Annotated in this window: 18 protein-coding genes; 2 read left to right on the top strand and 16 right to left on the bottom strand. The window is 45.0% G+C overall.

Translation table 11 applies throughout. The features are described from left to right. Positions 1 to 228: 228 nt before the first annotated feature. Positions 229 to 981: a bifunctional 2-polyprenyl-6-hydroxyphenol methylase/3-demethylubiquinol 3-O-methyltransferase UbiG gene (gene ubiG, locus ACGHAV_RS02890; protein ID WP_390376202.1), complete on the bottom strand. Its 753-nt coding sequence runs from the start codon at positions 979 to 981 to the stop codon at positions 229 to 231. Between the two features lie 264 nt (positions 982 to 1,245). Here ubiG and ACGHAV_RS02895 point away from each other — a divergent pair, with 264 nt between their 5' ends. Beyond that, on the top strand, positions 1,246 to 1,605 hold the full coding sequence (locus ACGHAV_RS02895) for a DUF2237 domain-containing protein (protein WP_334013862.1): 360 nt from the start codon (positions 1,246 to 1,248) through the stop codon (positions 1,603 to 1,605). 146 nt (positions 1,606 to 1,751) lie between these two features. On the opposite strand, the gene ACGHAV_RS02900 is transcribed toward ACGHAV_RS02895, so the two are convergent. The 14 genes from ACGHAV_RS02900 to ACGHAV_RS02965 form a co-directional block, all read right to left on the bottom strand. Continuing rightward, the gene (locus tag ACGHAV_RS02900) at positions 1,752 to 3,179 is read right to left on the bottom strand and encodes an aldehyde dehydrogenase family protein (protein WP_390376205.1); all 1,428 of its coding nucleotides are present in this window, start codon (positions 3,177 to 3,179) and stop codon (positions 1,752 to 1,754) included. Positions 3,180 to 3,209: 30 nt separating this feature from the next. After that, positions 3,210 to 4,850: an acetolactate synthase large subunit gene (locus tag ACGHAV_RS02905; protein ID WP_390376208.1), complete on the bottom strand. Its 1,641-nt coding sequence runs from the start codon at positions 4,848 to 4,850 to the stop codon at positions 3,210 to 3,212. A gap of 108 nt (positions 4,851 to 4,958) precedes the next feature. Continuing rightward, positions 4,959 to 5,372 (bottom strand): DUF4112 domain-containing protein, encoded by a 414-nt coding sequence (locus ACGHAV_RS02910; protein ID WP_390376211.1) that lies wholly within the window; start codon positions 5,370 to 5,372, stop codon positions 4,959 to 4,961. A 63-nt stretch (positions 5,373 to 5,435) separates the two neighbouring features. Next, positions 5,436 to 6,515: a ferrochelatase gene (gene hemH / locus ACGHAV_RS02915; protein ID WP_390376214.1), complete on the bottom strand. Its 1,080-nt coding sequence runs from the start codon at positions 6,513 to 6,515 to the stop codon at positions 5,436 to 5,438. Positions 6,516 to 6,775: 260 nt separating this feature from the next. Continuing rightward, positions 6,776 to 8,377, bottom strand: coding sequence for an AbgT family transporter (locus tag ACGHAV_RS02920; RefSeq protein WP_390376217.1), 1,602 nt, complete (start codon positions 8,375 to 8,377; stop codon positions 6,776 to 6,778). A 287-nt stretch (positions 8,378 to 8,664) separates the two neighbouring features. Further along, positions 8,665 to 9,546, bottom strand: coding sequence for a protease modulator HflC (gene hflC / locus ACGHAV_RS02925; RefSeq protein ID WP_390376220.1), 882 nt, complete (start codon positions 9,544 to 9,546; stop codon positions 8,665 to 8,667). A gap of 5 nt (positions 9,547 to 9,551) precedes the next feature. Continuing rightward, on the bottom strand, positions 9,552 to 10,703 hold the full coding sequence (gene hflK / locus ACGHAV_RS02930; protein WP_334013869.1) for an FtsH protease activity modulator HflK: 1,152 nt from the start codon (positions 10,701 to 10,703) through the stop codon (positions 9,552 to 9,554). 67 nt (positions 10,704 to 10,770) lie between these two features. Next, the gene (hflX, locus tag ACGHAV_RS02935; RefSeq protein ID WP_390376223.1) at positions 10,771 to 12,060 is read right to left on the bottom strand and encodes a ribosome rescue GTPase HflX; all 1,290 of its coding nucleotides are present in this window, start codon (positions 12,058 to 12,060) and stop codon (positions 10,771 to 10,773) included. Between the two features lie 17 nt (positions 12,061 to 12,077). Next, positions 12,078 to 12,323, bottom strand: coding sequence for an RNA chaperone Hfq (gene hfq, locus ACGHAV_RS02940; protein WP_334013871.1), 246 nt, complete (start codon positions 12,321 to 12,323; stop codon positions 12,078 to 12,080). A gap of 77 nt (positions 12,324 to 12,400) precedes the next feature. Beyond that, complete coding sequence (gene miaA / locus ACGHAV_RS02945; RefSeq protein WP_390376226.1) at positions 12,401 to 13,354, bottom strand: tRNA (adenosine(37)-N6)-dimethylallyltransferase MiaA; 954 nt, start codon at positions 13,352 to 13,354, stop codon at positions 12,401 to 12,403. Further along, positions 13,347 to 15,176 (bottom strand): DNA mismatch repair endonuclease MutL, encoded by a 1,830-nt coding sequence (gene mutL / locus ACGHAV_RS02950; protein ID WP_390376229.1) that lies wholly within the window; start codon positions 15,174 to 15,176, stop codon positions 13,347 to 13,349. Before mutL ends, miaA begins: the two co-directional genes overlap by 8 nt. A gap of 195 nt (positions 15,177 to 15,371) precedes the next feature. Next, entirely contained in the window at positions 15,372 to 16,718 is a 1,347-nt protein-coding gene (locus tag ACGHAV_RS02955) for an N-acetylmuramoyl-L-alanine amidase (RefSeq protein WP_390376231.1), read from the bottom strand. Positions 16,719 to 16,785: 67 nt separating this feature from the next. Beyond that, entirely contained in the window at positions 16,786 to 17,268 is a 483-nt protein-coding gene (gene tsaE, locus ACGHAV_RS02960; RefSeq protein ID WP_390376234.1) for a tRNA (adenosine(37)-N6)-threonylcarbamoyltransferase complex ATPase subunit type 1 TsaE, read from the bottom strand. 65 nt (positions 17,269 to 17,333) lie between these two features. Beyond that, positions 17,334 to 18,842 carry an NAD(P)H-hydrate dehydratase gene (locus tag ACGHAV_RS02965; RefSeq protein ID WP_390376236.1) on the bottom strand — a complete coding sequence of 503 codons (1,509 nt, stop codon included), beginning with the start codon at positions 18,840 to 18,842 and terminating at the stop codon, positions 17,334 to 17,336. 6 nt (positions 18,843 to 18,848) lie between these two features. Here ACGHAV_RS02965 and queG point away from each other — a divergent pair, with 6 nt between their 5' ends. Then, on the top strand, positions 18,849 to 20,003 hold the full coding sequence (gene queG / locus ACGHAV_RS02970; protein WP_390376239.1) for a tRNA epoxyqueuosine(34) reductase QueG: 1,155 nt from the start codon (positions 18,849 to 18,851) through the stop codon (positions 20,001 to 20,003). A gap of 28 nt (positions 20,004 to 20,031) precedes the next feature. Here the strand turns inward: queG and ACGHAV_RS02975 are convergent, their stop codons facing one another. Further along, positions 20,032 to 20,607 (bottom strand): hypothetical protein, encoded by a 576-nt coding sequence (locus ACGHAV_RS02975; protein WP_390376242.1) that lies wholly within the window; start codon positions 20,605 to 20,607, stop codon positions 20,032 to 20,034. Positions 20,608 to 20,627 lie beyond the last annotated feature (20 nt).

Below are 20,627 nucleotides of genomic sequence, written 5' to 3' on the forward strand. Positions count from 1 at the left end.
ACGACAGGTGGTCCGACCTTGTAACTATCATGTAAATCAATTGTGAAGATCAAGCCTGATTAAATTACTTTAATGTAGCCTTTAAGTAAAAATTTAGCTAATAGGCCCACGGTGCAAAAATAAAAACGCTTTATTACATAGTGTTATCATTTTTTTAACGTATACCACTCCATACTATTTAAAAACTATATACGGTGAATAAACAGGACTTATGTAAACGCATTACCCCTATTCATGTTTCGAAAACGCTTGGATATAGTTAACACTCAAGCTAGGCGTAACTATCCATTCCCCCTTCAGAGGATTAAGCTTCATGCCTATTTGATGCTGTAGTGAAAAGTCAGTGCCTACCCATGCTTCAAGCTCTTGCGGTTTTACAAATTTACGCCAATCGTGAGTGCCAATGGGCAAATAACGCATCACGTATTCCGCACCAATAATAGCAATAATCAAGCTTTTCAGCGTTCTGTTTAATGTCGCCAGCACAAGCAGGCCACCAGGTTTTACCATACTGGCACATTCTTGAATAAGCTGCTGTTGATCAGGCACATGCTCGACTACCTCGGCATTAATAACCACGTCATACTGCTTTCCTTCTTTCACCATTTCGCTAGAAAGCATATGTTTGTAGGTAACATCGACATTATTTTGTGCGGCATGGCGCGTAGCAACTTCAACACTTACCGCGCTGGCATCAATACCCGTGACGTTGGCCCCTAAACCGGCCAAAGGTTCACTTATCAAACCACCGCCGCTACCAATGTCGATAATAGACAATGATGAGTAACCTTTTTTGTTGTGATGAATACCGAAATGACTATTGATTTGAGACTTAATGACTTCAAGCCTAGCGCGATTAAACTCAAGCGCAGTTTTGTATTTGCCCTTAGGGTTCCACCAGCTTTCAGCCAATGCATCAAACTTCTCAACTTCCTCTTCAGAAAAATTAACGCTACCTGTCTTTTGGCTTTTATCCAGCATATGTTTTTACCCTTTACCTACTATTTTACTTTCTTGTGGCACAGTGTCTGAAAGCACAGTCTTTCGAAGCCCAGCACCTCAAAACCCTTGGCTTCGAAACACAGAGCAGAGCGGTGTCATCCGTTTTCTGTCTTTTACGTACTGATTTACGAATAATCATCGAAACAGAATTACCCCAAGTTCTGGCTTATAGTTGACCCATGGAACCCACGAACGTAATGTGAGTCAACATTGCATAATACGTAGTTTAAGAGGTATTTGATTTTGGCGAACGCAAAAAATGTCTATGGACGTCCACTTCAGTTATGTTGCGGTAATACGGGATATACCCGAGAAGGTTTCTGTTATGTACCTAGTGCCGATGTTGGCAACCACAGTGTTTGCGCTATTGTGACCGATGAATTTTTGCAGTTCTCGCTTCGTCAAGGAAACGACCTTATTACACCATGGCCAAGTATGGAGTTTCCCGGTTTACTAGACGGCGACAGATGGTGTTTGTGTGCGGCACGATGGTTACAAGCCTATGAGGCAGGTGTTGCACCTAAAGTAAGGCTAGAAGCCACCCACGAAAAAGCGCTCGATGTTATTCCACTTGCGTTGTTAGAAGAGTACGCGGCAGACTAAGCCATAATGAATACAATTTTTACGGTTAACGCCGTAATATGTTTGAAAATAAAAAAGGCGCTTAGTGCGCCTTTTTCGATCTCGTTCGCTTTTTGCCTAGTTGTTTTTTTTGTTGGTTTGGAGGTTACAACATCGAAATTCAGAGGCTACGGCGTACGAATAACCATAAGTCTTGTTTCCGTCATATCCTCTATAGCATAGCGAATGCCTTCTCTACCTAAGCCAGAGTCTTTAACACCACCATAGGGCATATTGTCTACCCGCCAGCTGGGTACATCACCAATAACCACACCACCTACATCTAGCACATCCCATGCTTTATGAGCCTTATAGATGTCACGAGTGAATACGCCAGCTTGTAATCCATAACGACTGTTGTTGACCTCATCTAAAGCACTGTCGTAGTCGTCAAACGGCATAAGTATAGAAAGCGGGCCAAACGCTTCTTCGGCGCTTGCATCGCAGTCTTTCGGTACGTTTTCCATTACCGTTGCCTCTAACATAGCCCCGTCACGTGTACCACCACATAATATGGTTGCCCCTTTTGACTTAGCTTCTTCAATCCATCCGTGAAGTCGCTCGGCTTCACCTTCTGAAATCATTGGACCGATAAACGTATCTTCTTTTGATGGGTCGCCAGACACCAATGCCTTTACTTTGTTTACATAGCGCTCTTTAAACTCTTCATAAATCTTACTGTGCACTAATAACCGCTGCACGCTAATACAGCTTTGACCAGACTGATAATAAGCACCAATGATCACACGCTCAATGGCATCTTCTATGTCTGCGTCTTCATCAACAATGCATGCTGCATTTCCACCAAGTTCTAACACCACAGGCTTTTTACCGGCTTTCGCCTTCAATGCCCAACCCACATCTGGCGAGCCCGTAAAGCTAAGCAGTTTAAGCCGTTCATCGGTTGTAAATAAATCCGCACCATCACGGCTACACGGCAAAATAGAGAATGCGCCTTCGGGTAAATCGGTTTCTGCTAACACTTCGCCAATAATCAGCGCACCAATAGGTGTGCGCGACGCAGGCTTCAGTACGAAAGTACAGCCCGCGGCGATGGCTGGGGCTACTTTGTGTGCAGCTAAGTTAAGTGGGAAATTAAAAGGTGATATGAACGAACACGGCCCTATAGGAACCTTTTTCGTCATGCCTTGATACCCTTTTGCTCGCGCGGATATTTCAAGGTTCACCACTTCGCCATTTATTCTTACCGACTCTTCAGCAGCAATTTTAAAGGTATCAATTAAACGAGTAACTTCGCCTTTTGCATCTTTAATCGGTTTACCCGCTTCAATGCATAAAGCTTGTGCTAATTCATCGGCACGCTCTGTAAAGCGTTTCACGCAGTGCTCTAACACTGCCTGACGCTCGTAGGGTGCCATGGCTGTCATAGCAGGTTGCGCCTTTTCGGCTGCCGCTATGGCTTTATCTATTACGGTGGCATCGGCCATTGCCACCCTGGTGGCAACGTCACCCGTGTATTTGTTCGTTACGTCTAAATCGGTATTCGCAAAATAGGCTTTATTTGCAAGGTAGTAGGGATAACTGTCCTTCAACATGTATTGACTCCTTATTTGTTTGCCTTAGATTTACAGCTTCGCGCTTAATTCTTTTATGGTTTGATTCAGTGTTTTGTCATTCATACTGTAATCAACAGGGCAGTCGATAATATGCACCCCTGGCGTGTTTAAACACGTTTCAACCATAGGAATAAGTACGTCGGTATCGTCTACTCGCCAACCTCTCGCGCCATAGCTTTGTGCATATTTAACAAAGTTTGGATTGCCGTAATTTAAGCCAAACTCGTCAAACTGCATATTGGCCTGCTTCCATTTGATCATGCCATACGCATCGTCACGCAAAATAATGACGACAAGATCAAGCTTTAACCTAACCGCCGTTTCAATCTCTTGGCTATTCATCATAAAGCCGCCATCACCACACACGCTAACCACTGGAACATCAGGCTTCACTATTTTGGCAGCAATAGCCGAAGGAAGCCCTGCCCCCATAGTGGCAAGCGCATTATCTAACAGTAAGGTATTTGGGTGATATGCGGGATAGTTACGTGCAAACCAAATTTTATAAACACCGTTATCTAGCGTAACAATGCCGTTATCGGGCATCACTTTTCTTATGTCTCTTACGAATCGCTCGGGCAAAATTGGGAATCGATTATCATCCTCAGCCTCAGCCCTATGCTTTACATACGCGTCATGTACGTCTTGGTAGAAGTCTAGTTTCCAATTGTCTTGCGGGGTAATGCCTTCTTTTATTTGCCAAATACTATTGGCAATATCGCCAACTACCTCTAACTGAGGAAAATAAACGGGGTCGACAGCGGCTGTCTCGAAATTTACGTGGATCACTTTTTTGTCGTTGTGATGCATAAAGAAGGGGGGCTTTTCTACAACGTCGTGACCCACATTAATGATTAAGTCGGCACGCTCAATAGCACGATGCACAAAATCGCCGTCTGACAGTGCTGTATTACCGGCAAAGCGAGAATCGCTTTCGTTGAGTACGCCTTTGCCCATTTGCGTAGTAACAAAAGGAATACAGGTTTTATCGACAAACTCGCGCAACATTTTCGCTGTAAGCTTTCGGTTTGCACCTGCGCCAATTAGCAATAAAGGCGAGTGCGCCTCTTCTATCATGCTTATTGCATGTGAAATTGCTTTGTACTCTGCGATAGGCCTTCTAGACACACTAGGCTCAAGCAACTCTGCCGTTGTTTGTTCGGCAGCAATGTCTTCAGGTAATTCTATATGCACTGCACCCGGGCGCTCTTCGTGCGCTAATCTAAATGCTTCTCTAACTGTAGATGGAATGCGATCGCCACTAACAATCTGCGTAGTGAATTTGGTAATGGGTCGCATCATATCCACGATATCAATAACCTGAAAACGCCCTTGCTTGCTGGTTTTAATGGGTTTTTGCCCGGTTATCATCAATATTGGCATAGCACCTAACTGGGCATACGCCGCTGGCGTCACCAAATTAGTTGCACCAGGGCCCAGCGTTGATAAGCAAACGCCTACCTTTCCTGTAAGTCGACCATAAGTGGCAGCCATAAACCCAGCACCTTGTTCGTGGCGAGTTAAGACTAATTTTATAGAGGAGTTTCGAAGTGATTCTAGTAAATCGAGGTTTTCTTCACCGGGTATGCCAAATATGTATTCAACACCCTCAGCTTCTAATGCTTTAACGAATAAATCTGACGCTTTCATGTACTGCACACTCCTTGTAAAGTGTTGGTAAATTTGACGCGTTTAGTTCATTGCTACGGGTATAACCTTAAAAACGATTTATTTTTTAGCAACTTAGATGCACTACATTTAGTTCGCATCCTGTTGCGCCGCCCATGTTTCGAGCGCTTGCTGCGTTGCCTTATCTACATTAGCCTTGTTCTGTGATATCCACCAGCGTTCCATTATGCGCACATTTTTTTGATTGGCTTTGTAGAAAATATCGACAATATCTCCAATGAAGGGAATAAAGCCCAAAGCAAAGTCGATAACAGAATTTTTTATCATTTGGGCTATAAGTGCTTTAGGCATGCCAAGTGACTTGCCTAGCCACACGATGCGCAGCGAGATAAATAGCATAAGTGCGTCCCCCGCTCCGGGGATAAGGCCGATTAGCGAGTCTAAGCCTATTCTTATAGGAATAATGGGAAGCTTGACTGCCGTATCCAGCAAGTTAGCAAGCTTTTGTGCTTTTAACAGTTCACTTGGCGCTTTTACTTCCATGTCGCTCCCCTTTGTTTATCTTTATTTGCCTTTTCTGGTTTACTTACGCCTGATTAGCTATGGCTATTTATCTGCACCTAAAGCTCGAGCTAGACCAGCTCGTAGGCCATTGTCTGATTGAACAGTCCATCCGTGCAAATTTTCCTTAACGATATCGAAAAGCACATCTATATGTTCTTCATCACTATTTAACGCCTCGATATATTCGTAACGTTCGCCGCCTGCTTCCATAAAGTATTCGTGATTTTCTTCACCTATCTCTTCGATAGTTTCTAGGCAATCGGCAGAAAAGCCTGGGCACATGATTTGAATTGATTTGACGCCTTTACCCGGCAGCGATTTTAACGTTTCATCGGTATAAGGTTTTAACCATTCTTCACGACCGAAACGCGATTGAAATGTGGTCATGTATTCATCGCTGCTAAGCCCTAACTTTTCTGCAAGCAAACGAGACGTTTTGTGGCACTCACAATGGTATGGGTCACCATTCATAAGGTAGCGTTTTGGAATACCATGATAAGACAGTATTAACTTATCCGCCCTGCCGTGCTTTTCCCAATGGGCTTTTACCTTATTTGCTAGTGCAGTAATAAAGCCGTCTCTGTCGTTATAGCTATTTACAAAACGAAGCTCTGGCAACCAGCGGCGCGACGTAAAATCTTTGGCAATAGCGTCGAATGTAGAGCCTGTCGTAGAGGCGCTGTATTGAGGATAAAGCGGCAACACAACAAGCTTTCGCACGCCTTGGGATAACATGCGCTCGATAACGTCTGATATAGCTGGATTGCCATAACGCATAGCAAAATCTACCACCACGTCATCGCCATAAGTGGCCTTACAACGCTCTGCAATAGCTTCAGATTGCGCTTTGGTAATAGACAACAACGGCGAGCCATCTTCGGTCCAAACCGTTGAATAAGCCTCTGCTGAACGCTTTGGTCTAATGTTCAGAATAATCAGGTTAAGCACAAACCACCAAATGGCTTTTGGCACTTCCACCACCCGTGGATCTGACAGAAACTCTTTCAAATAGGGGCGTAAGGCTTGCTTCGTTGGCGCTTCAGGCGTACCCAAGTTTGTAACCAACACACCAATTTTATCAGCTTGTCCGTGGGTAAAACCCTTATTCGATTTATATTTCATTTACCGTTTTTCCAAGAAGTACTGCATATTTTGTCAGCAAGACGATGTTATTCAGCGGCGTTAATTTTCAAAGCTATGCTGAATCGAATTTATCTTTTACACGCCGACTACAATTTAATACTAGTAGTATACTGAATATTAGTGTTTTTTGATCTGAACACAGACGAAAACTCACAGATTAAACGACTGAATTTTGAATACAAAAAAGGCGGCTACCTATTCGGACGCCGCCTTTTTAAGTTTTACTGCTAGAGTCTTATCTATGGCTGATAATAAGTTGCCGCACCTGGGCCTACTGGCATACCTAATAGGAATACCCAGACGTAGAACAGTAAAGTCCAACCTACGATAAACACCATCGAATAAGGTAGCATCATGGCAATCAAGGTTCCCATGCCCAAATCCTTTTTGTAGCGCGCTGCCATAGCCAATATTAGGCCAAAGTAACTCATCATCGGCGCTATAACGTTGGTAACCGAGTCACCAATACGGTACGCAGCCTGAATAACCTCTGGCGCGTATCCGATTAGCATTAGCATGGGTACAAAAATAGGCGCTGTTACTGCCCACTGTGCTGACGCACTGCCTAATGACAGGTTTACCACACCACACATAAGAATAAACAAAATAAATACTGACGGACCATCAAGGCCAGCGGCTTGAAGTAGTGCCGCGCCTTTTACCGCTAATACCGTTCCTAAGTTTGTCCATTTGAAAAATGCAACAAATTGAGCGGCAAAGAAAACAAGCGTAATGTACAGACCCATTGCGCCCATACTTTTAGACATCGCATCTATGACATCTTTGTCGTTTTTCATCGACCCCGTTACTTTGCCATAAACAAAACCGGGAACCGCAAAGGTAATAAATATAAACGCTACAATGCCTTTAAGAAACGGCGAGCCAGCAACTTCACCCGTCTCAGGATGACGTAAAATACCGTTCTCCGGTACTACCGTTAGAGCCAAAATTGCACATACCACAGCAAAAGAAATACCTGCCCAACGCAGGCCTTTTTTCTCGATATCGGTAGGTGCATCCATAGACTGCTTACCTAAATCGATAGAGGCTTCAGACTCATCAAACTTCCCTAAACGAGGCTCTACTACCTTTTCTGTTACCAGCGCGCCCATGGTCGCGACAACAAAAGTACTGATAAACATAAAGTACCAGTTAACCTCTGGACCAACCGCGTAGTCGGGGTCAATCATATGCGCCGCGGCTTCTGTTATACCGGATAATAATGGGTCTACAGTACCCAGTAATAAGTTTGCACTATAGCCTGCTGAAACACCCGCAAAGGCCGCAGCAAGACCAGCTAGTGGATGGCGACCTAACGAATGGAATATCATTGCTGCAAGAGGGATTAGAACAACGTAGCCTAGTTCTGATGCCGTGTTTGAGATGATGCCTGCAAAAACAATGGCAAAGGTTACCGCGCGCTTTGATGCGTTCATAACAAGCGCACGCATGGCCGCTGACAGCAAACCAGAATGCTCGGCTACAGACACGCCAAGTAATGCAACAAGCACAGTACCAAGGGGAGCAAAGCCAGTGAAGTTTGTTACAAGGCCTGTAACGATGCGTTGTAATCCTTCAGCACTCATTAACGAGATAACTTCAATCATGCCGTCAGCTTCGCGACCTTTAGCACCTGCTGGACGTGGATCAGCAACGGCAATATCGAAGTACCCTAATACGCCGCTTAACACTACGATAAACAGCGAAAGCAAAGCGAAAAGTGTTACTGGGTGAGGTAGTAAGTTACCTAAAAATTCTACGGTGGTAAGAAATCGCGAGAATAAACCACCCTTTCCGTCGTTATTATCGACGGAAACTGTATTTGTGTTTTCGGTTGTCAAAACGTTCCCTCTGTCGTTTTATTCGCACCTGCTTATCGAATGCATCGCTGGGACGGCAATGCGTCGTACAAATGAGTGGTGCAGCTTTTTTTAATAATTCGGTGGTATTTTACCCGATCTCTAGTGATTTTGGCAGTGATAGCAGTAAATCAGCGCAACTCGCCATCACTAACCACGTAAAGACGGTTAAAGGTTAGTACGTAAAAACAGGGGTTTAAAGGTTTACAGCGGCATAAAAAAAGCCAGTCAATTGACTGGCTTTTCTGTCATTTACCTAGCAAATGTAATTAGTTGCCCTTTGACTGGTTCATGTATTTGAAGAAGTCGCTGTCTGGCGCAATTACCATTACATCTTGTTTGCTGTTAAAGCTTTGCTTGTAAGCATCCATACTGCGCAAGAAGCTATAGAAGTCAGCATTTTGCGAATAGGCATCTGCGTAAATTTGAGCAGCTAATGCATCACCTTCACCGCGAAGCTGTCTTGCATTACGCTCTGCGTCAGCAAGCATTACCGTTACTTTAGCGTCGATGTTTGCCTTAATCACTTCAGCCTGTTCCTGACCTTCTGAACGGTGCTCTCTTGCCACCGCCGCACGCTCTGCACGCATACGCTGGAAGATTGAATTACTTACTTCAGTAGGTAGGTTAATTTGCTTAACGCGAACATCAACAATTTCAATACCTAGCTCGTCAGATGAAGTAGAAGCTTGCTCCATTGCTTGGTTCATCAATGCAGAGCGCTCGCCCGACACGATTTGCGCAATGGTACGTGTACCAAACTCTGAACGAAGACCATTGTTCACTTTCTGCTTCAATAGTGCTTCAGCTTGTAGCTTGTTGCCACCTGTAGACAGATAGTAGCGAGCGAAGTCATCAATACGCCATTTAACGTATGAATCAACGATAAGATCTTTCTTTTCACTCGTTACAAAGCGGTCCGGTGTACCATCAAGGGTCTGAATACGCGCATCAAGATGGCGAACAGAGTCGATGAACGGCAGTTTAAAGTGTAAGCCAGGCTCGAACACGCGCGTATCGCCCGTTGCGTCATCGCGCTGAACTTTACCAAACTGAATTACAATAGCTCGCTCACCTTCTTTAACGGCAAACAAAGAGCCCGACGCTAGCAGTACAAGAAGGACAGCAGCAGCAATAAATAAATTCTTCATAGCTATTATCTCCCCTCTCTGAAGCTATTACCGCGAAGACCTGACGTCGGTGATGAATTACGGCTTGCACCGTTCGCATCAGTTACCGGCGCTTGTAGACCTTCTAGTGTGTTGCGCGAACGCGGCGTGTTTGAAGACTGTTGGCGCTCCATGATTTTATCTAGTGGAAGATACATCATGTTATTTCCACCTTTGCTATCCACCATAATTTTACTGGTGTTACCCAATACTTCTTCCATGGTTTCAAGGTAAATACGCTCACGTGTTACCTGCGGCGCTTTTTCGTATTGTGGTAGTAGCTCGTTAAAGCGCGCTACTTCACCCTGTGCCTCAAGCGTTACACGTTCTTTATACGCTTGGGCTTCTTCATTCATACGGTTAACTTGACCACGAGCACGTGGTTCAATTTCTCTTGCGTAGGCTTCAGCTTCACGAATAAAGCGTTGCTCGTCTTCCTGTGCAGCAATGGCGTCATCGAACGCGTCTTTTACTTGCTCTGGTGGGCGAGCATCACGGAAGTTCATATCAATAATCGATACGCCCATGTTATAAGGTTCGATAATCGACTGAAGCTCTTCCCAAACGCGTTGGCGTGTAACCTCACGACCGTCGGTAAGTACGTCATCCATTGTTGAGTGACCAACTACGTAGCGAATAGCACTGTCTAGCGACTGGCTTAAGCTTTGCTCAGGGCTTTCAACTGCAAATGTCCAGCGGTATGGGTCAACCACTCTGAACTGCATTTCCATTTGAACGCTAACCACGTTTTCGTCTTCGGTGAGCATAGAGCCCGATGAAGACTGGTCGCGGATAGATTGGACGTCAACAGGAATTACGGTATCGATAAATGTTGGTGCCCAACGAAGACCCGGTTCTACTTGCTGATGATATTCACCAAAGCGCAACACTACGCCGCGCTCCGCTTCACGGATAGTGTAAAAGCCGCTGATAAACCAAATAGCAACCAGTAGGCCTACAAGTATACCAGCACCGATGCCACCCAAGCTTTTGCCAGAGCCGCCACCGTTACCGCCTGATTTACCAAACTTGCCAAACAAGTTCTTAAATACATCGTCTAAATCTGGGGGACCTTGCTCTTTCCCACCGCGATTTTTCCACGGGTCGTTATTATTGCCACCCGGCTCGTTCCAAGCCATGCTGATACTCCATAGATTACTGTTATATTTTTTTGAAATTAGCATGCACCGCTGACGTTAACGCCAACTAATGTCGCACAACATACTCTGATATTCCGTTTTCTAAACGTTTTTCAAGCCTATTCCAGTCGGCAGTGGGCATTCTTACGTCAACAACCCAATCTCCCTGACTGTCGTATTCTTCATTAGCAATACAATTTAGCTCGTAAAGCACGCCGCGAAGTCTGCTGTGCGCTGGCGGAATTTTTAATGTGTAATTCACCATACTCTTACCTAAACACTCGGTAAGCGCTTGGCTTAACAATTCCGTCCCTTCACCAGTTTGTGCAGATAACCACACACGCACGGGCACGCCTTCATCGTTTCTTTCTATACGCGGATTAACATCGTCTAGTTTATCAATCTTATTACAGATTAGTAATTGTTGAATTTCACCCGCTTCAATTTCTTCAAGTACATCATTTACTTCGTCCATTGTCTCTCGATATTTCGCATCCGCGATATCTACAACGTGCAATAGTAGGTCTGCTTCTTGAGTCTCTTGAAGCGTTGCTTTAAACGCCGCTACCAAGTCATGAGGTAAGTGACGAATAAAACCAACGGTGTCTGCTAAAATAGCAGGCCCAACGTCTTTTAATTCAATTTTGCGTAGTGTGGGGTCGAGTGTTGCAAACAATTGATCGGCTGCATAAACGTGAGAGTCGGTAATAGTGTTAAACAGCGTCGATTTACCCGCGTTCGTGTAGCCAACTAAGGATACCGTTGGAATTTCTGCGCGTTTACGAGAGCGGCGACCTTGCTCGCGCTGCTTTTGCACCTTCTCCAAACGACGAAGAATAGCTTTTATACGACCACGTAACAATCGACGGTCTGTTTCTAGCTGAGTTTCACCAGGCCCACGAAGACCAATCCCCCCTTTCTGACGCTCAAGGTGGGTCCACCCTCTTATAAGGCGTGTTGAAATGTGTCTCAACTGAGCCAACTCGACCTGTAACTTACCCTCATGCGTTCTTGCGCGTTGCGCAAAGATATCAAGAATAAGCCCAGTTCTGTCTAACACTCTGCATTTACACGCGGCCTCTAAATTTCGCTCTTGCGAAGGAGACAATGCGTGATTAAAAATCACTACGTTGGCGTCGTGCGCTTTTACAGCGGCAGCGATTTCTTCTGCTTTACCTGAACCGACAAAAAACTTTGCATGGGGCGCACTGCGCGAAGTGGTAATAACTTCCACCGCATTTACGCCTGCAGATGACACAAGTAGCTCTAATTCACTTAAGTCTTCTTTGCTATTTTCATCGGAAAAATTTACATGAACAAGTACAGCCTGTTCACCGGCTTCATAACGGTCAAACAAGCGCGTTACCTTTAATTCTATTCACCTTTATTATCTGAATCTCCTGTGCTCGGCATTGTAATAGCACGTGCTGGCACTACTGTTGAAATTGCATGTTTGTATACCATTTGGCTAACTGTGTTTTTCAGAAGGATGACGAACTGATCGAACGATTCAACCTGCCCCTGAAGTTTAATACCGTTTACCAAGTAAATTGATACTGGAATACGTTCCTTACGCAAAGCGTTTAAGAATGGGTCTTGTAAAGATTGCCCTTTAGCCATTTGATATCCTTAGTTTTTATTATTTGCGGTGGCCTTAAATCACCGCAGTAGGTCTAATGTATAACACACTCCAACATTCAAAGTGTGACTTTTGCTGTAATTTTAGTCAAATTATCGTTAGCAAATGTGTCCAACCACGACACTTGCTCCCAACCTCTAAGCCACGTCAACTGCCTTTTTGCCAGCTGCCGCGTTGCAATAATTCCTCGCTCGCGCATTTCGTCTGCGTCAAGCTTGCCATCTAAATGCTGCCACATTTGTCGATAGCCTACTGAACGTATAGAGGGTAAGTCTTCGTGAAGATCATTACGTTCGTATAATTTTTCAACTTCTTGTTTGAAACCTTGCGACAGCATAATGTCGAAACGTTTAGCAATACGTTGATGCAGCACGGCGCGATCTTCCGGTGCTATAGCAAACTGCGAAATAGTGAAAGGGCATTTTCTACCCTCTTGCTGTTGCCACTCTGTTAACGTTCGACCCGTCGAGCGATAAACTTCTAGCGCCCGCATAATTCGCTGAGGATCGTTTGGGTGAATTCTTTCACCGCTTACTGCATCTACGCTACATAATTCGTTGTGTAAAACAGCCCATCCGTCGCGTTTTGCTTGTTCAGCTATTTCATTTCGTACCACTTCATCCGACTTAGGTAGTGGCGAAATTCCATTTATCAAGGCATTGAAGTACATCATTGTGCCACCAGCTAGTATTGGAAGCTTGCCTTTAGCCAGAATTTCGCCGATTAACGCGTTGGTGTCGTTTACAAATTGCGACACAGAATAACTTTCAGCAGGGTCAATAATATCAATAAGATGATGCTTAACACCGGCTTGTTCTTCTTGCGTTGGCTTTGCCGTACCTATGTCCATGCCTTTATAGACAAGCGCCGAGTCAACGCTGATTACCTCACCATTGCATTTTTTGGCAAGTTCAATAGCTAATCCGGTTTTACCAGATGCTGTCGGGCCCATTATCGCTACTACTGGCGATGCAGTTATTATGCCACTGGACACGCTTTGTACCTCATACATCTAGCAGAATAGTTAACGGGCGCACTTTAGCAAATTGCTCAATCGTTTCCCATTGTTTCACTTCGCTTTGCTGATCCAACCAGTACCAAATTTGCCCTGCAACATCAGGGTCAATAGCACTATCAGGTATATCAATACACGTTATGAATTCGTCTCGGCTCATGTCTGACTCAGCAGCGGATGTCGCCAACAAAAATTTGAACCACTTTAGCCATGGCATGTGACGTGTACCCGCAGGCACTTGCTGCAGTCGATATTTTCCTGCTGCTTTATTTACATCAAAATGAAGCGCACGTAAGTGCGCAAGTACCTCTTCACTTACGTGTTCGCTTGATATTGCTACCGGCATCAGTAGCGGCTGACTATGCTCTGCTTTTAAAAATAGTTCGCTTAACCAAATACTTGCAAGTTTTCCGGCGCTAAGAAGGAAAATTTTTTCATTTTTAGAATACAAACGCTGCGTTGCTGTTAGATTTAAACGCTCTAATGCGCTTTCTTTATCGCTGCTTGCATCTGCCATGTCGCCTTTTGGCGTCATAAGCGCGTTGTAGCTGCTTTGATATGCCGCACTTGGTCCTTTCGCTTGACGCTGGAAAGCGCCAACGCCACTTCTAGCGCTGGAAGATGCATTTCTACCGAAGCCTGTATTGTTATATCCACCTGAAGATCCTCCTAAAGGCGAGGCACTACCGGTTTCACTATACTGCGACGGAGTAGATGACTGTTCTTGTAGCGGTCTTATGTAATCGTGGGCGACGTTAGTATCGCCAAAACTGGATTGATGTGAAGTATTTGAGGATGCCATTTCATCAAATTCTTCATTTGACGTAATAGCATGTAGCGCATCGCCAACGGTTTTACATATAAAGTCATGTACCAAACGACCTTGCTGAAAACGCACTTCGTGCTTTGCCGGATGTACATTCACATCCACGTCTTTTGGGCTTAACGTAAGGTAAACAACAAAGCTTGGCTGCTCAATTACACCCCACACACTTTCATATGCTTGTCTTATCGCGTGCATAATGAGCTTGTCACGCATACCACGACCGTTTACAAAACTAAACTGGCAGTCATTACTGCTGCGAAGCATTGTTTCATTGCCAAGCCATGCATCAATAGAAATGCCATCGTATTCAGTATTAACGTGAACGGCGTTCTGTATAAATTTTTGACCTACTACCGCACCAATGCGGGTAGACAAACTTCCCGCTTTATCAGCGATAAAGCGCTTAACCACCTTGTCGTTGTGCTTTAAGATGAACGACACACTTGGGTAGCTAAGTGCAATGCGCTTAATCACATCTTCTATGTGCTGAAACTCTGTTTTCTCTGTGCGAAGAAACTTGCGCCTTGCAGGTGTGTTGTAGAATAAGTCGGCAACGTCAATAGTTGTGCCTACGGGATGCGCTGCTGGCTGCACATTAACTGCCATTTCACGGCCTTCGCAATATGCTTGCCACGCTTCTGTTTGCGCTTCTGTGCGCGACGTCAACGTTAAACGACTCACCGAGCTTATACTTGCTAGCGCTTCACCGCGAAAGCCCAGCGATAGAATTTGCTCTAGGTCATCTAATGTGGCTATTTTGCTTGTTGCATGACGGCTAAGCGCAAGCTGAAGTTCTTCTTTGGCAATACCGCTGCCGTTATCTTTTATGCGGATACGCTTGTGCCCGCCTTTCTCAATGTCGACTTCAATTTTTGTTGCACCAGCATCTAGGCTATTTTCCAAGAGCTCTTTAACCACTGACGCAGGACGCTCCACCACTTCACCGGCTGCTATTTGGTTAGCAAGTTGCGGAGATAAAAGCTGTATAGGCAATGTAATACCCTGTGATAATACTAATTCGTGTATATCACCACATTGCTATGTGATGATGCGTGATAACGTTAATAACGCTGTGCTACCAATAAAAGTGCCGTGCAATCAATAATGGGGGTCCCCATCCAGAGTAACGCTGCCCGTTCTATAACAATGCTATGCAATACGGCTAGATAACACAGATAATCGTCAATGCTATGTTCTGGGAATAGTCAGTACTTGACCAATTCTTACAACATCACTGTTTAGGTCGTTCGCAGCTTTGATACTGCTCACTTTTACATTGTAGCGCTGGGCAAGCAGCGACAACGATTCACCACTGCGCACTTTATGAGTGCGGTTATTCGCTTTTTCAGCGGCCCACAGTGTACCATCGGGCGGCATTTGTTTGAAATAACGCTTGGTAGCAGTAAACACAGCTGAGGCAAGACGCTCGCGATGCGTAGACCAGTTTAAGTTTTTTTCTTCCTGTGGATTCGAAATAAAACCCACCTCTACCAGAATGGAAGGAATATCGGGAGCAGTTAGTACAGCTAGGCTTGCAGCTTGAGGCTTCCTTTTGTGCAAGCTAGTTACCTTTTTTAATTCTTCTACTACTTTGTTACCCAGATCATGACTTGTGGCCATACTATGGTCCATCGACAGCCCAAGAATGGTTTCTGTTAAATAACGCTCGCTGGATTTATCGTTAATTACCTCAGCGGCACCACCAAGCAGTTCAGCATGTCGTTCTGATTTCTCTAGCCAGCGACCCAGCTCAGTATCTGCTCTTCGCATTGATAATACCCACACCGACCCGCCGCGAGGTTGTGGTTGACTAAACGCATCGGCGTGGATGGAAATTAATAGGTCGGCTTTTTTCTCGCGCGCTATTTCTGGACGGCGGTTAGGCGAAATATAGTAATCTTCGCTACGCGTCATTATTGCTCGCATGCCGGGTTCGGCGTTAATCATTGCCTGAAGTTTTTTGGCCACGCTTAACGTGATGTGTTTTTCAAAGGTACCGGCAGGGCCAATCGAACCAGGGTCGCGCCCACCGTGACCTGCATCTACTGCAACAATAATGTCGCTATCTCGAGGGCTTGATTTATCGTCTAGTACTACCGAATTACGCGTTGACGCCAACGATGTATTGGTTCGTTTAGGCTCACTGTCGGTTAAGTCGATAACTAAGCGATGGCCGTATGATTTAGCAGGTGCCATTGCGAACAAATTAGGCGTCGCCTTTCTATTAAGTTCAACAACAATACGTGCAGCTTGCTTATTCTTTGGCGTTGAATAGCGCAATTTCTTAATAAGATCACCGCTGTTTTCAACAGAGGAGAGTTTGAACGCTTTGTTAGTATTTTGAAGGTCAACAACCAAGCGCAGCGGATTTTTAAGGGTGAAATAGGTGAAGTCTGGATTCGACTTCATATCAAACACAACGCGCGTATTATCCGGCGACGGTGATATTCTTACTCCGTCGATACTATTTTGTGCGGCGTGTACAATTTGCACAAGCAAACACAACAATAAGACCGAAATTATACTGCGCACCATAATTTGCCTATATGCTTTTGTTTTTTTGTGTCTGGTTTTTCAACTGTTACTCAATACCAGTTTTACGCTAAATGCGCTTGCACTGCTGAAGCAGCTTTGCACCGTGGGCGCTTTTTGCTTCAATGGCGAACTGTCGACCAGATGGCGTAATATTTATACTAATCACTAAGTCAGGCGATGCCAAGTATTCGCCGCCTTTTTCAGACCATTCTACTAACGCAATGGCACCACCACCGAAATAATCTCGAATTCCCATGAATTCTAATTCTTCAGGGTCGGCCAAACGATATAAGTCAAAGTGATATATATTGACGCTTTCTAGCTCATAAGGTTCAACTAGCGTATAGGTTGGACTTTTAACGCTACCTGAATGGCCAAGAGACTGAATAAAATACCGGCTGAACGTGGTTTTACCTGCGCCTAAGTCGCCGTTTAAATAAATAACGGCATCGGTAGAGAGTTGGCTTGAAACGGCCTGTGCTAGGTCTTTTGCAAGCTGCGCAGTATCGTCTATTTCATTGGCGAAAAAAGAAGTTTGCGGGTAAGACATCAACAATTTTCCAATATAACAAAAAACCGAAAAACGCAGTTAATGCCTACCCGTTTAAGGGAAGATCACAGATGTTTGTGATTAATTAAAGCACGCACTGCGTCAAATAAATCGCTCGCTATCATACCACGTTGCCCATAGAGTTGGGCAATATCGTCACCCGCTTTTGCATGTAATACAACGCCGTACTTTGCCGCAATATCGGTTTCTACACCTTGTGCCAGCAGTGCACCAAGAATTCCACTTAATACGTCACCACTACCAGCCGTTGCCATACCTGGGTTACCGTGTCGGCATACCCACGTTTTCTTCTCATTATCAATAAGCGTACCTGCACCCTTCAACACACATACCGCGTGATAACGCTGTGAGCATTGTCTTGCGTAATTAAATCGGTCGCCTTCTACTTCATCTATCGATACACCAAGTAATCGCGCTGCTTCTCCAGCATGTGGGGTGAGTATGCTGTCAGATAGCGTATATGCTGTAGATTGCTTGCAAAGAATATTGAGGGCATCGGCATCGATAACCACAGGCTTGTTGTTTGCCTGACAGTGTTTCATTGTGAGTTCAAATGTGTGGTTAGCCCATTCGTCTTGTCCTAGCCCTGGCCCAATAACAACACACGTTGCCCATGCTAACGCATCTTCAAGATGAGAATCAGACACCATAAGCTCAGGGCGCCCAGCGCTAACTTGAATAACAGAAGATTCGTGTGTAAAGACGCGCACCATACCAGCTCCACTTCGCAAAGCGGCTTCACCAGCAAGGCGAATAGCACCAGCTGTACCTCGGTTACCGCCGATGCACAGCAAGCGGCCGTAAGTGCCTTTGTGACTGTTAATATCACGTGGGCCCATGCCTTTGAAATGGTCGATATTTAGCATTGTAGCGCTAGCCCTAGCCAGCGATTGAAAGGCTTTACCAATGCCTAAGTCGGCGTACACTAGCTTGCCGCAGGATTGCTTACCGGCACCTGTTACCAGGCCAGGTTTTATACCTACGAAAGTAACTGTAATGTCGGCCTGTACACACCTACCTAGACTTTGACCGGTATTCGCATCAAGACCTGATGGCACATCAACACTCACCACTGGCGTAGATGACGCATTGAGCGCGTCGATAACGTCAGCAAATTCATTTCGAATGTAGCTATTAATACCTGTCCCTAATAGAGCATCAATAACCACATCGGCTTTCTCAAGTAACGCTGAATCAAATGTATTTATTTTGCCACCAGCGTCAGTCCAGCGCTGTTGAGCAATACCTGCATCACCTTCTAACTTACGTTCTGGCTCAATTGCACACAAATGCACTTGTTTACCTGCAAGCTTGGCATTTACTGCGGCAATATAACCATCACCTGCGTTGTTTCCCTGCCCAACTAGTACTAAATAAACGTCGGAATTAGGCATTAGCTCTTGGCATTGTTTAAATACAACATCGCCTGCGCGCTGCATTAACGTAAACATGTCGCAGCCAGAGTCGGCAGCCGCCTGAGCCTCGTTTTCTCGAACCTGATCGGCTCTAAATAGTTTGTATGATAAACTTGACGTGAGTTGAGTATCTAGCATGAGCAAATGTCCGCAATTAATTCTATCGACCTCGTTGAGTTAACCAACAATATCAAGGCTTGGGGCATGGCGCTAGGCTTTCAGCAAGTTGGTATTAGCGATATTGATCTACATCATCACGAAGCGCATTTACAAGCATGGCTTGATGCAGGTTACCACGGCGACATGTCGTTTATGGAAAGCCACGGAATGAAACGCGCTCGACCTGATGAACTGGTACCTGGCACGTTGCGTGTTATTAGCGTTCGTATGAATTACCTGCCTCCTGATGCGTCTTTTGCGAAACATTTGAACAGTCCAGATATTGGGTACATTAGCCGCTACGCACTTGGCCGTGACTACCATAAAGTGTTGCGTAAACGCTTAAAACAGTTGGGTGAGAAGATTACTAACGCGCTGTCTGAGATTGACTCATCGACTACACAATACCGTCCTTTTGTCGACTCAGCACCAGTGCTCGAACACGCCATTGCAGAAAAAGCAGGCATAGGTTGGACGGGGAAGCATAGCCTAACCCTTAATAAAGAGGCCGGCTCTTGGTTCTTCTTAGGTGAGCTTTTTATTAATTTACCGTTACCGGTTGATAAACCAGTAGAAGAAAACTGCGGAAGCTGCACTGCCTGTTTAACCATTTGCCCTACCAATGCCATCGTGGCGCCATACAAAGTAGATGCAAGACGCTGCATTTCTTACCTTACTATTGAGTCAGATGACGACATTCCAGAGTCGCTTCGCCCACTAATGGGGAATCGTATTTATGGCTGTGACGACTGCCAGCTAATTTGCCCTTGGAATCGCTATGCAGATGTAACTACCGAGGCAGATTTTCACCCTAGGCAGGCATTACATGGACAGTCACTCAATACGCTGTTTAGCTGGTCAGAAGAGACGTTTCTTAAAAATACTGAAGGGTCACCAATACGTCGAATTGGCTTTGAAAAGTGGCAACGCAATATTGCCGTTGCGCTTGGTAACGCACCGTACAATGAAACGTCAATTTCATTGCTTAAAGAAAAGCGAGGCATGGTAAGCGACCGGGTAGACAGGCATATCAACTGGGCGCTTGATCAACAGCTTAATCGCAAAATTGATATACAGGAAAATCGCCAGCAGAAGCGGCTTATACGTGCGGTTGAAAAAGGCTTACCCCGCGACGCTTAAGTTAGCAAAAGCTTGTAGGAAGTTGCCGTTAATCGGCTGTAGGTTGCGTATTGTTTCGTTTATCAGCGCCTGCAGACTGTGACAAAAACAGCATGGTTATTTTCACACCCTTTTCCGCTGCTGTAGTGGTCAACGTGGGCGACATATAATGCCACCAAGGCTCTTGCTCTAATGCAGTTACTACTTCAGTAAGCTCGCTTTCACTTCCATAGTATTCACCCGTAAGCTCACACTGTTGTTGTTCACATTGAATACGCTCAAAAATAAAGGACGAGCTTGTAGGGTGAGAGGCAAAGAAATGACTCAAAGCTAACTCTGTCTCCGCTTCACTTTTAGATTGAAAAGCGGGCAATTTTTGTTGCTCGTCATTTAACGTATTCATGGAGTTAGGGTAGAAAGTTTTAAAGTCATTATTTGTTGTCAGCTTCGCGGCTGGCTTAATAACCTTTAACTCGCTTGTTTCTGTGACACGAGCGCGACTAAGCACGCTTGTTAAGCGTTCCTTTTCGACAGTAGATTCATTTAAATGCTGCTGGTAGCCGAGATATTTAAACCCAGCTACCAAAATAAACGAGACAAGAGCAAGCAGAAGCCATATTTTCATTGTTGGCTAGCGTGCGCGGC

Origin of the sequence: Alteromonas sp. MTD1, assembly GCF_042848195.1 — a bacterium.
Lineage (GTDB): Bacteria > Pseudomonadota > Gammaproteobacteria > Enterobacterales > Alteromonadaceae > Alteromonas.

Bases quoted from the DNA above. Each gene is read 5' to 3' on its own strand.
- ACGHAV_RS02965 (WP_390376236.1), bottom strand. From the start codon at position 18,842: ATGCTAGATACTCAACTCACGTCAAGTTTATCATACAAACTATTTAGA.
- tsaE (WP_390376234.1), bottom strand. From the start codon at position 17,268: ATGTCTTACCCGCAAACTTCTTTTTTCGCCAATGAAATAGACGATACT.
- ACGHAV_RS02955 (WP_390376231.1), bottom strand. From the start codon at position 16,718: ATGGTGCGCAGTATAATTTCGGTCTTATTGTTGTGTTTGCTTGTGCAA.
- queG (WP_390376239.1), top strand. From the start codon at position 18,849: ATGTCCGCAATTAATTCTATCGACCTCGTTGAGTTAACCAACAATATC.
- ubiG (WP_390376202.1), bottom strand. From the start codon at position 981: ATGCTGGATAAAAGCCAAAAGACAGGTAGCGTTAATTTTTCTGAAGAG.
- ACGHAV_RS02975 (WP_390376242.1), bottom strand. From the start codon at position 20,607: ATGAAAATATGGCTTCTGCTTGCTCTTGTCTCGTTTATTTTGGTAGCT.
- hflK (WP_334013869.1), bottom strand. From the start codon at position 10,703: ATGGCTTGGAACGAGCCGGGTGGCAATAATAACGACCCGTGGAAAAAT.
- hemH (WP_390376214.1), bottom strand. From the start codon at position 6,515: ATGAAATATAAATCGAATAAGGGTTTTACCCACGGACAAGCTGATAAA.
- hfq (WP_334013871.1), bottom strand. From the start codon at position 12,323: ATGGCTAAAGGGCAATCTTTACAAGACCCATTCTTAAACGCTTTGCGT.
- hflC (WP_390376220.1), bottom strand. From the start codon at position 9,546: ATGAAGAATTTATTTATTGCTGCTGCTGTCCTTCTTGTACTGCTAGCG.
- ACGHAV_RS02910 (WP_390376211.1), bottom strand. From the start codon at position 5,372: ATGGAAGTAAAAGCGCCAAGTGAACTGTTAAAAGCACAAAAGCTTGCT.
- miaA (WP_390376226.1), bottom strand. From the start codon at position 13,354: ATGTATGAGGTACAAAGCGTGTCCAGTGGCATAATAACTGCATCGCCA.
- ACGHAV_RS02900 (WP_390376205.1), bottom strand. From the start codon at position 3,179: ATGTTGAAGGACAGTTATCCCTACTACCTTGCAAATAAAGCCTATTTT.
- ACGHAV_RS02905 (WP_390376208.1), bottom strand. From the start codon at position 4,850: ATGAAAGCGTCAGATTTATTCGTTAAAGCATTAGAAGCTGAGGGTGTT.